This window comes from Thalassospira sp. MCCC 1A01148 (assembly GCF_001613795.1).
Classification (GTDB): Bacteria; Pseudomonadota; Alphaproteobacteria; order Rhodospirillales; family Thalassospiraceae; genus Thalassospira.
The window spans coordinates 1020936-1036933 of the sequence record NZ_LPVZ01000020.1; the positions used below are offsets into that span (position 1 = coordinate 1020936).

The window sequence follows — 15998 nt, forward strand, 5'->3', positions numbered from 1 at the left end:
GCCCCACATATATAAAGGAAACGTCCGATGAAGATTGTACTGTTTGGCGCCACTGGTGATGTCGGCACCGCCACCCTGCGTGAAGCCCTGACGCGTGGACATAGTGTTACCGCGATTGCGCGCAATATCCACAAACTGGCTGATGTGCCAGACAGCGTGACACGCGAAAGCGTTGATGTGCTGGCCAAGCCGGACCGCGTTGCAGAGCTGATGGCAAGCCATGACGTTGCAATCAGCGCACTTCGCCCGATCAGCGGATCAGAAAGTTTGCTGGTTGATATGAGCCGGGTTTTGCTGGACGCGGCACGTAAAACCAAAGCCCCGATTTACCTGACCGGCGGGGCCGCAACCCTGAAACTGGCCGATGATAGCGGCTATACTGTCCTGAGTGCGCCTGATTTCCTGCCTGATACCGTTCGACCGATTGCCGAGGCCTGCGCAAAGCAGGATGCGCTGTTTAATCAGTATGAAGACGTGCAATGGACCTGCCTGCGCCCGCCCGCGATGCTGATTGATGGACCGCTGACCGGGCAATATGTGCGCGGCACTGATACGCTGGTCCCCGACCATGACGGGATGGCGCGCATCAGCTTTGCTGATTTCGGCTATGCCATGGTTGATCTGATAGAAGACGGAAATGGTGGGCAGCAACGCCTGACGGTTGGGTATCAGAACAGGGCGGCGGCCTGAAACTGCTGAGCCGGATTATAGAAAGAACGGAAAACGGGCGGCCATCAAAGCCGCCCGTTTTTGTTGCCTGAACTTACTTGGCAGATGCCTTGATCCGCGCGAACACTTCATCAAGCGCAGCATGAAGCGCATCGGTGCCCTTTTCACGGATGAAAGTTTGCGCAACCTGCTCATTGAGACCACCAGCGGTGATGTGGCCTTCATAAAGATCGGCAAAACTTTGATCTGGGGATTTGTCCGTGTTCCCGGCAAGCCCGGAAAACAGCGCGGCAAGGTAGCGCCTGGCATCAGCATAGTCGGAGCCCTGTTTGACCATCCACTGCGCGGCACTTTCAAGCACGGTGAAATAGGTCGCCATCAGGGCACTGCCCGCTGCGTAGCCATCAAAGGCATCAATGGTTTCAGCCGCCACCGCACCACCGAGTTTTTCAAACAGGGCCATGACATCGGGCGAACCGGGATAGACCGCCGTGACACAGGCATGATGTTCGACCGGTGGCAGGGGGATGGCACGATCACATTGTGCGTTGGTGCCCAGCCAAAGCTTAAGGTCGGCAATCGGGATGGTGGCAATCAGGCTGACAATCTGTTTGTCATCGGGCACGCGCAGCGTTGAGAGAACATCACCGGCAATCTGTGGCAGAACCGCAAGAAAGACCATATCGGACTGATCAATGATCGCCTGATTGTCGTCTTCGACCCGCACCTGGTTAAAGTCGGCGGCGAGCTTTGCGGAGATATGCGCGCTTCGGCGTGAAACGATGATTTCGCTTGCCGGATAGTCAGATGTCAAAAGACCGCGAATGACCGCATCGCTGATTGCGCCGGTTCCGATAAAGCCTAGTTTCATTGAAAATCCTCTGTTGCGAAGGCCTCTGAGAGGTCTGGTTCAGGAAGCGGGCCATCCTTGCCATCATAGGCGGCAATCACGCGAAATTCCGGACCATCCGTTGTTGAATGGCTTTCATACAAGCAGAAACGATCAACGGTGAACACCCGCGAGGTCACATCCCCATGATCGACAATCGCCTGTTCGATGGAAGCCCGCGCGGCATCGCGATTGCGGCCCAGCGTGATATGCGGGGTGAATTTGCGCATATCCATATCCGGGCATTCTTCAAGTGCGAGAAGCGCATTTTCCACCCGATTGGCAAGCGTGTGCAACGCCGGTTGATCCTTTACCCCAGCCCAGAAGATGCGGACCTTGCGGTTGGATGCAAACATATCAAGTCCGGATACCTGCAAATCAAAGGGGTCGAATTTGACCTGCGAGAGGGCCTTGTCAATCTCGCCTGCCAGCCCCGGATCGACATTACCGATGAATTTCAGGGTGATGTGCATGTTTTCCGGGGTCTGGGGATCAAGCCCCTTTATCGCGCGCCCCAGCGGATAAAGTTCGACCGCAATATCGTGGGGAATTTCCACACCAACAAACAAACGCATGTCTTCAATCCAATTAAAGTTCGGGGGTGGGTCAGAAGCGGCTCAAGAAGGAATAGTGTATGGATATTATCCGGTCGAGCGCGCAGGCAGCGGCAAAGCGTCGTCTTCACCATCGATTTGCGGGAAATTGCCCGCCGCCCAGTCGGACTTGGCCGCTTCAATGCGGTCCTTGCTGCTGGAAACAAAGTTCCACCAGATGTGACGTTTGCCAAGCGGCAACCCGCCGAGCAACATCACACGACAATCGGTTTTGGCGACGATATCGGGGATTTCTTCGGGCGCGACATACAGAAGGCTTTGTGGTTCGTGACTTTCACCGTCGACCATTAGCGTGCCGGATACAACGTAAATCGCCCCTTCCTGATTTTCGCCAGGCAACACAAGCTGCGCGCCTTCGTCAATGGCGACATCCAGGTAATAGAGCTTGGACTTGACCGGCACCGGGGCCGTTTTGCCAAAGGCTTCGCCCGCGATCAGGCGCATATGAAGCCCGGCATCCTCGATGATTGGAAGATCATCCTTCGGCACATGATAAAAGGCGGGATCGGATTCCTCGTCCTCTTCGGGAAGGGCCACCCAAAGCTGCAAGCCATGAAGGGCATGAACCGAATTGCGCACGATCTCGGTTTCACGTTCGGAATGGGTAATACCGCGGCCCGCATGCATCCAGTTGAGATCACCCGGGGTGATTTCGATATTGCTGCCCAGACTGTCGTGATGGAGGATCGCCCCATTGAACAGATAGGTGACGGTGGCCAAGCCGATATGCGGATGCGGGGGTACATCAACACCGTGGCCGGGCTCGAACTTTACCGGGCCCATGTGATCAAAAAACACAAACGGACCGACAGAACGCACCTCGCGGTGAGGTAAAATGCGGCGGACCGTCATATCCCCGAGATCAGCTTCCTTGCCGTTGATACGCTTAACCATTGGTCGCCTCCGTCTCGGTGGTGAGGGATACGGCGAGGCATGGAATACCGCGCCGCATCTCCCAAGTTTGGGGTCAAAATCTGACCATCCTGTGACGTTACCGCCAAGGATATCCCTTCAGTTCCTTACGGGCAGGGATAGGTATAGATTTTGTGAATGTTTTCGATTTCTTCGAGAACAGTGTCCGACAGGGTGATTTTGGCGGATCCAATGTTGGATTTGAGCTGTTCCATGCTGGTTGCGCCAATGATGTTCGAGGTCAGGAACGGGCGCGAATTGACATAGGCCAGCGCCATCTGTGCCGGATCAAGGCCGTTATCCTTGGCAAGCTTCACATAGGCTTCGGTTGCCTTGACCCCGTTTTCGGTCAGATAGCGCCCGAAATATTGGGGCCAGACAGAGGAACGCGCACCTTCGGGACGCGCACCGCCCAAATATTTGCCCGACAGCGCCCCACCGCCCAGCGGCGAATAGGCCAAAAGACCGGCATCTTCGCGGATCGAACATTCGGCCAGACCGACTTCATATTGACGGGTCAGAAGGCTGTAGGGGTTCTGAACAGAGACCACGCGCGGCCAGCCATTCTTTTCGGCCAGCTCAAGGAACTTCATCAGGCCCCACGGGCTTTCATTCGACAGACCGATATGGCGGACCTTGCCAGCCTTGACCAGTTCATCAAGGGCGCCAAGGGTTTCCTCGATCGGGGTGAATTGTTCTTCCGCGTCATGGGTATAGCCCAGCTTGGAGAAGAAGTTGGAATTCCGATCCGGCCAGTGAAGCTGATAAAGATCGACATAATCGGTTTTCAGGCGCGCAAGCGAGGCGTCAATTGCCTCAAAGATTTGCCCACGGGTCAGACGCGGCCCACCACGCACATACGGGAAACGATCCGCCGGACCGACGACCTTGGTGGCAATCACCAGATCATCACGACGGCCGCGCTTTTCAAGCCAGTTACCAATGATGGTTTCGGTTTTGGTAAAGGTCTCTTCCATCGCCGGGACCGGATACATTTCGGCTGTGTCGATGAAATTGATTTCGTTGGCAGTGGCGTAATCAAGCTGTTCGAAAGCTTCGTCTTGCGTGTTCTGCTGGCCCCAGGTCATGGTGCCCAGACAAATCACACTGACATCTATATCAGTACGCCCCAGTCGACGATATTCCATATGAAATTCCCCTGTTTTGTGCCGCCAGAACCGCTGAATCGGGGCGGCACATGATTTTGCAATGGTATGAATATATCCGCTTGGCCGCGTGATGAAACCGTTGGCGGGCAAATTTATTGTGACGGGGTATGAGGTGGCCCTGGCGTCAGGACCTAGATAAACAGGGTCAGAACCCCGGTATATCCATAGAAGCGGTCATTGCAGATTTCGCCATTGCCATAAAAGCCGGTTAGCGGCAGATCGCCCAGTTCATCGCGGATGATCATCATTTCGCGGCTTTCGGTGCCAAACAGATGCGGGCCACGGGCAACGCAGCTGCAATACAGCGCTCCGCGCGGCTTGCCCGGCAGACGTTTTTGCAAATCAGCCAGCATGCGCCGCAGATCCTGCTCGGCCGCTGCCCCGTCGCGGCGGACAAAGCGGATGGCATCGCCCGCCTGCACATCACCGCTGATCGCGATCATGTTGTTATGGGGATCCACCCCCATCAGGTTGCGCACGACAAAGTCGCCGGTGTCCGATCCCGGTACCATCAGGGCCGCATGATACCGCCCCGATGCCATGGATTGTTCCCCACCGTCGGCGTCGAGTTCTTCCTTAAGCACCTCAAGGGCTGGACGATCATCAAGGGTCGAGACAATGCCATCGCGCCCCTCGGTCACGCGATGGACCGGACCAACCGGGGTGCAGGCCTGACTGATACCGACCTGAACACTGGTTTTACCGTCAAACAGAACACCCGAAAGGCCGCCATCGACAATGCGATCAGCAATCTGTGGCGCACCGCGTTCGCCCGAGGCAATCCCGCCAACCAGATAAGTCGAGCCCAACCTTGCGAGCTCGGCCAATTGACCGAGGCTGTCAGGTGCGCCCGGGTCGCCATGCACCAGACCAAAAATCGGTTGCAGACGATCAATCGCCTTTTGCAGTTCGGGGGCGTCCAGATCGGCTTCGGTTTTCAGGGGTTCAAAGATGTGGAAGTCATCACGGGCAAACGGGGCGATCATGACAGAGGCCGCCGGAACCCCGAAATAGGCGCGCCCTGATCCGCAAACCCCAACACCGGACGTTCCGATCCAGTGTTCAATCGACAGGCGCGAACGCAGGAAGGTCAGGATACTGCCAAGATCCCCGGCAAGCGGTTCGGAGACATACAAAAAAGCCAGTGCCTGTTCTGGTAATGGTTCTTTTTCCAGAAGTTCGGCAAGCTCGGATGCGACCGAGGCCCAGTTTTCACCGCTGGCATGTGCCGCCCGAAATTCCGCCGTCATGCTGTCTCCCATTGCTGGCTGGTCGGGGTGGCCGGTTCTTGTGCCCGGTCGCCAAACCAGAAATCGACTTTCTTACATCTAAGCATTGCGCGAACCCTTCCACAAGGGGCCGTGGATCGGTTTGTCATGGCGCACAATATGCGCAATCAGGAAACGTGTTTGCGCAGGATCTCCATCGCGGCATTGAGCTGCGTCATGCGCTGGTGGGAGCCATAATTGCTGTCGGGATGATGGATGGCTGCCAGAACGCGATATTTCGACCGGATCGCTCGCATATCGGGCCGGGCGCTTGGCGGAAAGCCCATGACGTGAAGCGCCTCGTTAAAGGTGGTGACGCCACGATCAAGCGGATCAAAGGCAAGGTTATCAACAATCTGACGGAGACGTTCGAGCTCTTCACGCGATTGCAGAAGTTCGACAGGTGGCTCTGCCTGACGTTTCTTAAGGGCACGGGCTTCTTCGAGGGCAGCGCGTTCAGCAGCCAATACATCTGACTTCTCGACGCGCATATTCACATCCCCCGCGTCGAAATCAATCGCCATTTGCAACGCCTTGCGCACGGTCACCACCGAAAAGCCCGGAGGCAGGCGCAATTGCAGGCGGGGTTTGCGCCGCCAGGGCCGCCCCTCGGCCGGGCCGGACTTCAGCACGATGGTTTCACGGTCCCCCTTGGGCGGATCGCCGGGGTCCTGATAGTCCTCAATCGCCTTTTCCGGAACGATCAGCATGACCGAGCGCGCCAGATCGGCGGCATTCACACCGCGCCGTTCTGCCAATTGCAGCACCGCGTCGCGGAAGATCGAGGAACAGGGAATGGTGTAGGACTGCTTGACGGTGGAAGAAGACGACACAGAACAATCCCTTTAAGGCATTGAATTATTTAATTAATTTAGCATAACCGAACATGAGAAACGCAAAAGAGCGCCCGATATTCAACAGCATAAGAAGGAAGTGTATCGACGGAGTCCGGCCCCTGCAACTGCATTTGCAGTCAAAATTGAATCGCTTCCGATTCATTCACAGGCCAATTTGCGACTCCCAGGAAACAAACGGGGTTCACTGAAAAATACCAAGCGTTTGATATAAAACATTTTTTGATGAATTACGTGTATTTCCTTGACGTCATACACCCGTTTTGACTGTTGCGGAGTTATCCACAGGTCGCAGATTACAGACACTCTTTGCGAATTCTGTTAAGTGATTGCAATAAAACATTATTTTCAAGTCGTTGTTGGGAAGAGGGTCCAATTCGTCGGCGGAGGCAAAACCGTCAAAAACTGAAATTGTCGTCGATCCCCTGTCAGAGCGTTCCCGTAAAACAACATATGCAGTTAACGTAAAGCCAGTTCGAAACATAACCGAAAGTAAATGAGGTGTTAATTTTACACCAAACCCCATGTTTTGGTCCCCAAATGGGGATTTTCAGGCAAGATTCACGGCGCACGCACCACCCGGAAGACAACGCTAAATATATGATTTAATTGTATTATTCCTGTTTCAGGTGAGTGACACTGGTATCCTTACGGTCTGACCGGTAAATCGTTTCGAGTTGTTGACATTTTCTATCTACATATGCAGTTTTTTATTGGCCGCAAGCGGCATAATTGCGCTGATTTACGCACTTGCGAAATTTTATAACTTGCTGGAAACCGCATAACCCCTTGGAAACAGCCCATTTTACGCACAGCATTCAAATCGAGCGCAAGAAACGCTCGGCACGATGTGTGCCCGACCGTCTTGTGAGCAAACCTGTGGGTTATTAACTGGAGACGTTTTGATTACAGGGGTGACGTGCCGGTTTTATGCCAACGTAACCGGATGGTGGCTTTCAGGAACCGATAACTGCCTGAATTGTCCGGCAGCCGCAGATCTTGGCCTTGTTAGCTGGCGTCTGATGTCTGCAGCAGATTGATCACATCTGGCAGGATACTTTTTACGATAACGTCCACGCCCTCGGCATTGGGGTGCATGCCGTCATCCTGATTAAGGCTGGGTTCTGCGGCAACGCCTTCAAGGAAAAACGGGTAAAGATCAACCTGATAGCGGCTGGCGAGATCAGGATAGATGCTGTTGAATTCATTACCATACGCCGTTCCCATATTGGGCGGCGCCATCATGCCAGCCAGCAAGACATCGACATCCATGCCGCGCAGCTTCTCAAGGATTTCTGCCAGATTTTCCCGGGTCTGGGACGGCTCCATACCGCGCAGTGCATCATTGGCACCAAGTTCGAGCAAGACCGCGTCGGGCTTGTCAACCAGTGCCCAGTCAAGGCGCGCAAGACCCGCCGCCGTGGTATCGCCAGAGACGGAACTATTCACGACTTCCACATCATGACCTGCATCCTTCAGGGCCGCCTCAAGCTTGGGCGCGAAGCCATTTTCATGGGCCAGGCCGTAACCGGCCATCAGGCTGTCGCCAAACAATACAAGGGTTTTGGTCGCTTGATCGGTTTCCTGCGCCCGCGCTTCATCAGAAAATCCAGCCAGGGCAAAGACAGCAATGGCAAGGGCTGCGCATGCCTGCGTGGCAGATTTACGCAACTGTTTTGCCAACTTGTACGTGAACTTGTTTACAGTGTGACCTTGCCCAAACACCGAATTCATTACAAATCTCACCTTAATATGCTGCGAACTTGCCCGAGCGGTTTCCGAACGTTTACCCTTGATGAACGCAGACAGAAGTCGTTCAGATCAAAAGAAGTCTGAACCAGAAACGTCCTGATCCGTAAACCTATTTAGCCTGCTTTGCCGATCTTGCAACGGACAACCCGATAGGACCCGAAATGAGTGTGACCGAAACCACCACGATACCGGAACAAAATGTCGCCGCGTCTGGTGAAGCGCCAAAACAGACAATTGATGTGCAAAACCTGAAGCTGCGGCTGCAAGGTCCGGCCGGGATTGTCGAGATCCTTAAAGGGGTTGATCTTTCGATTGGTGCAGGCGAGCGGGTATCGCTTGTCGGGCCGTCGGGGTCGGGCAAGACATCGCTTTTGATGGTTATTGCCGGACTGGAACAAGCCCAGGAAGGCGTTGTGAAGGTGTGTGGCAAGGACCTGCGCGCCCTTGATGAAGACGGGTTGGCCCTTTATCGCCGCCATCATGTCGGCATCGTGTTTCAGGACTTCCACCTGATCCCGACCATGAGCGCGCTGGAGAACGTTGCGCTTCCGATGGAATTCGCCGGGCGCAAGGATGCCTTTGAAAAAGCGCGCGAAGAGTTGGAGCATGTCGGGCTGGGCCATCGCACCGATCACTATCCGGGCCAGCTATCGGGCGGGGAGCAACAGCGCGTTGCGCTTGCACGTGCACTTGCCACCGACCCTGAGCTTTTGCTGGCCGACGAGCCAACCGGCAACCTTGATGGCACGACCGGTGAAACGATTATCGAACTGTTGTTTGATCTGACCAAGCGGCGCGGCTCGACCCTGCTTTTGATTACCCATGACCCTGCCCTTGCCAAGCGGTGCGACCGCACGGTGATGCTGCGCGACGGCGAAATCGTTTCGCATCTGGAATCGCAGTCATGAATACATCTGTTTCCCCCACTGACGGTGCGGACCGCCTATGGTCCATTGCCTGGCGGGTCTGTCGGCGCGAATTGCGCGGCGGGTTATCAGGTTTTCGTATTTTTCTGGCTTGTCTGGCGCTTGGCGTCGGGTCGATTGCGGCTGTCGGAAACGTTTCGGAATCCGTTCTATCGGCACTGGAGCGTGACGGGCGGAAGCTTTTGGGCGGCGATGTTGAACTGCGCCTGACCCATCAGGAAGCGACCGGTGATCAGATCGAGTGGCTGCGCGCAAACACCGAACGTGTTGCCGAACTGGCCACCATGCGCACCACGGCCTATGGCCCGGACCAGCGCCGGTTGGTGGAGCTTAAGGCGGTTGATGATGCCTATCCGCTGTTTGGCGCGATGGAGCTTGCCGACGGGGTTGCCTTTGACGGGATCCTTGAACAAAAGGATGGCGTTTGGGGGGCTGTGACCGAGGCAGGCTTGCTTGAACGGCTTCGGATCGATGTCGGTGACACGGTCGCGCTTGGCGATATTGATGTTCAAATTCGTGGTGTGATCAAGACCGAGCCTGACAAGGCCGTTGGCTTTTTCAATTTTGGTCCGCGCCTGATGGTCTCGATGGACGGGTTGATGGAGACCGGGCTGGTGCAGCCGGGCAGTCTGATCCGCTATTATTACGCTTTGGATATCAATGATAATGAAACCCCGACCGCCTTTCGCGAACGGCTTGAAGAGCGGTTCGAAGAGGCAGGCTGGCGCATTCGCGATACGGCCAATGCCAACCCCGGCCTGAAACGCTTTATCGAGCGCCTGACCCTGTTCCTGACCCTTGTTGGTCTTTCGGCCCTTTTGGTCGGGGGTATTGGTGTGGCCAATGCCGTGCGCAGCCATATCGAAAGCAAAACATCCGTTATTGCCACACTTAAATCCATCGGCGCATCGCATGCGCTGGTGCTTCGGATTTACTTCCTGCAGATCCTTGTTCTGGCCCTGATCGGGATTGCCATCGGGCTTCTGATCGGCGCGGTGACACCGGCATTGATTGCGCCGGCCCTTGCCGGGCGGCTGCCAATTGATGTGACGCTGGGCCCGGCATTGCCATCGCTGATCATTGCCACCAGCTTTGGTGTGCTGACCACTTTGGTCTTTGCCCTGCCGTCCTTGTTGCGCGCACGCGAAATCCCGGCGGCACGATTGTTCCGTGCCAGTGCCGGACTGTTTAGCGGCAGTCCTGTACGCAAGCGTGACCTGCCCTATATCGGTGTGCCGTTGGTGCTGTTGCTGATCCTGACGGTGCTGACTGCGACCGACAAGGCGATTGCGCTTGGCTTTATTGGCGGTTCGGCGGCGGCGGTGGTGATTTTCACCTTCGCCGGGCGCGGTATCGTATCCCTTTCGAAACGTTTAATTACGGGACGCAGTGCCTTTTCCAGACTGGCGCTTGCCAACCTTCACCGTCCGGGGGCAAGCACCGTACCCGTCGCGCTATCGCTTGGGTTGGGTCTGACACTGCTGGTGACGATTTCGGGGATCGAGGGCAACCTTGATAACGAGATCAACGAGAACCTGCCGGACTCTGCCCCGGCCTTCTTCTTCCTGGATATTCGCCCCGATCAGATCGACCAGTTCCGCGATCAGCTTCTGGCACAGGATAATGTTTCGGATATCGAACAAACTCCGATGCTGCGCGGTCGTGTGACGGCGGTTGATGGCGTTAATTCCAACGATGTCGGACCAGGTGATGATCGCTGGTTCCTGCGCGGTGATCGCGGGTTGACCTTTGCCGCAACCGCACCGCCTGAAACCAAACTGGTGCGCGGTGAATGGTGGTCAGCTGATTACAATGATGCGTCAAAGCCGCTGGTGTCGATCAGTGCGGATATCGGTCGCGCGTTTGACCTTGAGCCGGGCGACACCCTGACCATCAATGTGCTGGGTCGCGACATCACCGCCGAGATCGCCAATTGGCGCGAGATCGAATGGCAAAGCCTTCGTATGAATTTCGCGATGGTGTTCTCACCGGGTCTAATCGACAAGGCGCCCTATAGCCTGATCGCCACCGCCCATATGCCGCGCGAAATGGAAGAACCGGTCGATCGCATGATCGGTATGGACTTCCCGAATGTCTCAGCCATTCGCGTGCGTGAGGCGCTTGAGGCCGCCAATGCCATTCTGGCCGGGATCGGCACCGCCCTTAATGCGACCAGCATGATTGCGATTGTCGCTGGCGTGCTTGTCCTTGGCGGGGCAGTTGCGGCAGGTCGCCGCAAGCGGATCTATGACGCGGTAGTGCTCAAGACACTGGGCGCGACACGTTCAAACATTCTTTATGCCTATGCGCTGGAATACGGGATCCTTGGTCTTGCCACCGGTGTGATTGCGGCCTTTGTCGGGTCGGTTGCGGCCTGGTCGGTGCTGGTGCTGATCATGGAGGCTAACTGGGTGCTGTTGCCGATGACCATTATCGGACCGATTGCGATTGGCCTGTTTGCCACGCTGGCAGCCGGTTTTGTCGGCACATGGCAGGCTCTGCGCAGTCCGGCAGCGCCGTTGTTACGCAACGAATAGCCAACAGGCGCAGATGACCTTAAACACGCAAGGCCGGATCCAGAAAGACCCGGCCTTGTTTTATACAAAACCGTTTTGGGAACGATTTGAAATCCGGGCACGATATCAGGTGATGTCGCGCAAGGCCCGCCGCACGACCTTGCCGGTGGTTGTCATTGGCAATTGGTCAAGGAAGGCGATCTCGCGCGGGTATTCGTGTGCGGCCAATCGGGTTTTGACGAAGTTCTTGATTTCGCTTTCAAGCTCCGGACTTTCGGCGAAACCATCGGCCAATACGACAAAGGCCTTTACGATCTGGCCCCGCTGATCATCGGGCTTGCCGATCACACCGGCCATGCGCACGGCAGGATGGGCAATCAGACAGTCTTCAATTTCCCCCGGCCCGATACGATACCCGGCCGAACTGATGACATCATCATCGCGCCCGACAAAGCGGATGTACCCATCTGCATCGACACTGCCCATGTCCCCGGTCAGAAGCCATTCACCAACAAACTTGTCGCGGGTGGCTTCGGGATTGCGCCAGTATTCGAGGAACATCACCGGATCAGGCGCACGCACGGCAATGCGGCCCATTTCACCGGGTTCAAGCACCGTTCCCCCCAGATCAATCACCGCAACATCATGACCGGGCACCGGACGGCCCATAACACCGGGTTTTGAGTCCATGATCGACTGACAGGAACTAACCACCATGTTGCATTCGGTCTGGCCATAAAACTCGTTGATGGTGACATCAAACACCCGACGCCCCCAATCAAGTAATTCCGCACCCAATGTTTCACCACCGCTTGCAATAGAGCGGAGTTTGAAATTGAACCTTTGCGCCAGCTCGTCGCCCGCGGCCCGCATCATCTTGAGCGCGGTCGGTGGCAGGAAAGTATTACGCACACCATATTCCGCCATCAGGCGAAAGGCATCCTCGGGCGTGAATTTTTCAAACCGGTGGGCAACAACAGGCACGCCGTGATGCCAGGCGGGCAACAGGACATCCAAAAGCCCGCCAATCCACGCCCAATCAGCCGGGGTCCACATGACATCCCCGTCTTCGGGGAAGAAATCATGTGACATTTCAACACCGGGCAAATGTCCCAGCAACACACGGTGCGCATGCAAAGCACCCTTTGGCTGACCGGTGGTGCCCGATGTGTAGATGATCAGCGCCGGTTCATCGGCACGGGTGTTGACCGGTTCGAAATCGTCACTGGCTTCTGATGACAGGGCCTTGAAATCAAAACAGTTGTCTGGCGCCCCATCGATCACATAGACATATTCAAGTGCGGGCAAAAGATCGCGAATTTCAGCGATCTTGGCGGCCCCTTCCTTGTCGGTCACCAGTACCTTGGCGGCACAGTTCCCCAGACGATATTCGAGCGCATCCACCCCAAACAGGGTAAAGAGCGGCACGGCAATACCGCCCATTTTATAAGTCGCAACATGGGCGATCGCCGTTTCCGGACTTTGTGGCAACAGGATCCCGACCCGGTCGCCACGCCGTATGCCATGACGGCGCATGACATTGGCAAAGCGGTTTGACAGGCGTTTGATCTGTGAAAATGTATAGTCACGGCGCGTGCCATCACGCCTGCGATGCATCAATGCCAAACGATCCGGGTCGTCCGCCCATTTGTCGCAGACATCAACGCCGATATTGAAGTGGGTCGGCACGTCCCAGGCAAAACTTGAACGCACCGAAGCATAGTCAGAACGACTGCCCAGCATATTTCCTCCCTGAATTCGCCGCTGTTCTTTGTTTTTGGGTGCGGCAAATGTTGCGATGCATGCTAGTGGCAATCGTGGAAAATTGGAAGGTCTCTCTGTTCGTGATCGGTTAGCTGCCCGGATCAAGCAGAAAGGTAAAGTTGGCAACCTGTCCGGCGTCACTTGTTGCGCGGGCATGGCATCCCAAACAGGTGGCATCCGGTTGATCCTGCATGAAGCTTTCAAGCGTGCTGTTGGTCAGAAAACGCGGCACTTCACCAATACCAAACGGTGCACCGCCGGGATTTCCGATCCATTGCGTACCCAGCAGCATGTAATTTGCCCAGACGGTGCCCGAAAGTTTGCCCTGCCAAACAAAGTTGCTTTCCGCCGTGCCGGAAAACAGCCGCCAGCAGCGCACGATTTCCGGGGGCAAGGGCCTATCCCCCGATGACAGGCGGGCATATGGCGCATGGTCGGCCCATTTCAGGGTTTCAGAGATTGGCTGGTTGGCGGGGCTGCCGACCGCCCCCATCCCGCCGTAAAAGGCGTATTGCTGATCCACTGGCCCCGGTGACAGGCATCCGTTTTCAAACGGTTCCTTGGTGATGATGCTGTTGGGACGGAGCGCATTTGTGGCCAGGGGAACATTATCGACATGCTCGAAACTCGACCAGATCCAGCGATCCCCATTGCCGCTGGCAACCCGTTGCACAAGATGCAGGCCAACCAGCCCGACCGTGACATCAAGGCATGTCGCCTGCCCGTCCAGCATCTGGTCACTGCCAAGCGATATCCGCGCCGGGCGGGTGAAGTAGCGCGCATTTTCTGCCGCATTGTCGGGGGACAGAATGCGCCATGCGAACTTTAACAGTTGCGCGCCCATCACACCGGGCGCCGATGGCGGAATTGCCGAATCAGGCTTTTGCACCCCATCGCCATTGGCGATGGTGGCCTTAACCTTGCTTTCGGCACCCGCCGTCAAATGCCCGGTCGGGAAATCAATGAACTGTCCGGTATTGGCAAATCGCGCACGCCCGGCCTTTGATTGCAGGTTGTTGGCAATGATGTAGTCAGCGGCCACCGGATTGATGCGTGTTTCAAACAGAACAAAGTTACCTGCCTGATCAATCAGCGTATCTCCGGTCGATTGCAGGTAGCTTGCCAGCAACAGATGCCCGTCTGGCAGATCATCCCTGCATGCTGGATTGGGATAGGCCAGCTCGGCAAACAGATCACGCCGTGTCGGGAATGTTTCCCAGTAGGTTTTCTGGCCCGGGTACTCAAGTGGGCTCATCAGCGCTGTGAAGGCCTGCCACGAGAATCGATCAAACGGGCGTTGAGCATGATAAGCCAGAAATCGATAAACGAAGCTGGCATCAAATTCCGGCACATCAACCGGGGCAACAGCGCACGGGGCATCACCATTGCCATCGGCACAAAATTCCGATCCGTCATAAACATCGGTAAAGACCGGAATGTCACCATCACCCGGCGCACGTTGAAGGTTGGCATTTTGCGCCTTCACATCCAAGGCAACAGCACCAAAAAGCCCCGCGATCAGCCCGCCGGTTACCAGTGCACGCCAAAACACCCGGACCGGGTTTGACAGCGACATATGGTTTGCGGCGCGAAATGACATGGGGTCGGGCCTGTATGCGTTGAGTGGATTTTTTGCGAGTCCCGCAAGCGTCATCATAGACCCGTTTACAAAACCTGTCGTCATCGGGTGATTTCACGATAGCGTCATATCGAAGGTGAACAAGTTCACATCTGATGGCGACCTATTGGCACCCGATCAGGCAAACCGTTGCTTTTCACGGAAATCCTGCCATATTTTGATCATCGCAGAATTGTATACCTATGTTCTGCTCACAATTGGATCAAAGAGGGATTTCAATGGCTTTTGAAACGCGTCAACGCGGCTATGACGTCTCGGTTGGCCGGTCGGCGGCCGAGATCGATGAAGGTCTCCGCGCCTATATGCTGCGTGTCTACAACTACATGGCATCTGCACTTGCCTTGACCGGTATCGTGGCAATGGCTGTGTCGACCAGCCCGACCCTGATGCAGGCTATTTTCGGCACTGGGCTGCACTGGATTGTCATGCTGGCCCCGATCGGGCTTGTCGTCTTCCTGAGCGCACGCATCCACAAGATGAGCTTTGGTGCTGCACAGGCGACATTCTGGATCTATGCCGCAATGATGGGTCTGTCCCTTGCGTCGATCTTCCTGGTTTATACCGGTGAGTCGATTGCACGTACCTTCTTCATCACCGCGGGTACCTTTGGTGCGATGAGCCTGTTTGGCTACACCACCAAGAAAGACCTTTCGGGCTGGGGCAGCTTCCTGTTCATGGGCCTGATCGGTATCATCATCGCGATGGTGGTGAATATCTTCCTTGCAAGCACGATGCTGCAGTTCGTCATTTCGGCGGCTGGTGTTCTGATCTTCACGGGCCTTACCGCCTATGACACCCAGCGCATCAAGGAAGAGTATCACGAACATGACGATGCAACGACCGCAGGCAAAAAAGCCCTGTTTGGTGCGCTGCGTCTGTATCTCGACTTCGTGAACCTGTTCATCATGCTGCTGCACTTCTTCGGTAACCGCGAATAGAAGTCATCCGGCTAGAACATCACGCTTCGCAGTCAAAACCCCGCAGCCTTGCGCTGCGGGGTTTCTTTTTGTCGAACTGCCGGATGAA

At 55.8% G+C, this 15998-nt stretch carries 13 protein-coding genes; 4 read left to right on the forward strand and 9 right to left on the reverse strand.

The genetic code is table 11. The annotated features are described in order from the left end of the window. Positions 1-27 precede the first annotated feature (27 nt). Positions 28-690 carry an NAD(P)-dependent oxidoreductase gene (locus AUQ43_RS14145; RefSeq protein WP_062956863.1) on the forward strand — a complete coding sequence of 221 codons (663 nt, stop codon included), beginning with the start codon at positions 28-30 and terminating at the stop codon, positions 688-690. 73 nt (positions 691-763) lie between these two features. On the opposite strand, the gene AUQ43_RS14150 is transcribed toward AUQ43_RS14145, so the two are convergent. From AUQ43_RS14150 to AUQ43_RS14180, 7 genes are all read right to left on the reverse strand, one after another. After that, entirely contained in the window at positions 764-1540 is a 777-nt protein-coding gene (locus AUQ43_RS14150; protein ID WP_062956864.1) for a pyrroline-5-carboxylate reductase, read from the reverse strand. Continuing rightward, on the reverse strand, positions 1537-2133 hold the full coding sequence (gene thpR, locus AUQ43_RS14155) for an RNA 2',3'-cyclic phosphodiesterase (RefSeq protein WP_062956865.1): 597 nt from the start codon (positions 2131-2133) through the stop codon (positions 1537-1539). The genes AUQ43_RS14150 and thpR overlap by 4 nt, the downstream gene beginning before the upstream one ends. A 66-nt stretch (positions 2134-2199) precedes the next feature. Beyond that, positions 2200-3066, reverse strand: coding sequence for a pirin family protein (locus AUQ43_RS14160; RefSeq protein WP_062956866.1), 867 nt, complete (start codon positions 3064-3066; stop codon positions 2200-2202). A gap of 125 nt (positions 3067-3191) precedes the next feature. Next, entirely contained in the window at positions 3192-4232 is a 1041-nt protein-coding gene (locus tag AUQ43_RS14165; RefSeq protein ID WP_062956867.1) for an NADP(H)-dependent aldo-keto reductase, read from the reverse strand. A gap of 152 nt (positions 4233-4384) precedes the next feature. Further along, on the reverse strand, positions 4385-5503 hold the full coding sequence (locus tag AUQ43_RS14170) for an FIST C-terminal domain-containing protein (protein WP_062956868.1): 1119 nt from the start codon (positions 5501-5503) through the stop codon (positions 4385-4387). 146 nt (positions 5504-5649) lie between these two features. Next, positions 5650-6354 (reverse strand): J domain-containing protein, encoded by a 705-nt coding sequence (locus AUQ43_RS14175; RefSeq protein WP_062956869.1) that lies wholly within the window; start codon positions 6352-6354, stop codon positions 5650-5652. Between the two features lie 1029 nt (positions 6355-7383). Further along, positions 7384-8046 (reverse strand): arylesterase, encoded by a 663-nt coding sequence (locus AUQ43_RS14180; protein WP_232310684.1) that lies wholly within the window; start codon positions 8044-8046, stop codon positions 7384-7386. A 242-nt stretch (positions 8047-8288) separates the two neighbouring features. Between AUQ43_RS14180 and AUQ43_RS14185 the strand changes: the two genes are divergently transcribed. Together AUQ43_RS14185 and AUQ43_RS14190 are read left to right on the forward strand one after the other, a co-directional pair. Further along, positions 8289-9035, forward strand: coding sequence for an ABC transporter ATP-binding protein (locus AUQ43_RS14185; protein ID WP_062956871.1), 747 nt, complete (start codon positions 8289-8291; stop codon positions 9033-9035). Continuing rightward, entirely contained in the window at positions 9032-11590 is a 2559-nt protein-coding gene (locus tag AUQ43_RS14190) for an ABC transporter permease (RefSeq protein WP_062956872.1), read from the forward strand. Before AUQ43_RS14185 ends, AUQ43_RS14190 begins: the two co-directional genes overlap by 4 nt. A gap of 105 nt (positions 11591-11695) precedes the next feature. Here the strand turns inward: AUQ43_RS14190 and AUQ43_RS14195 are convergent, their stop codons facing one another. Further along, entirely contained in the window at positions 11696-13312 is a 1617-nt protein-coding gene (locus tag AUQ43_RS14195; protein WP_062956873.1) for an acyl-CoA synthetase, read from the reverse strand. Positions 13313-13421: 109 nt separating this feature from the next. Further along, the gene (locus tag AUQ43_RS14200) at positions 13422-14933 is read right to left on the reverse strand and encodes a hypothetical protein (RefSeq protein ID WP_232310685.1); all 1512 of its coding nucleotides are present in this window, start codon (positions 14931-14933) and stop codon (positions 13422-13424) included. Between the two features lie 257 nt (positions 14934-15190). Between AUQ43_RS14200 and AUQ43_RS14205 the strand changes: the two genes are divergently transcribed. Beyond that, complete coding sequence (locus AUQ43_RS14205) at positions 15191-15910, forward strand: Bax inhibitor-1/YccA family protein (RefSeq protein WP_062956874.1); 720 nt, start codon at positions 15191-15193, stop codon at positions 15908-15910. Positions 15911-15998 lie beyond the last annotated feature (88 nt).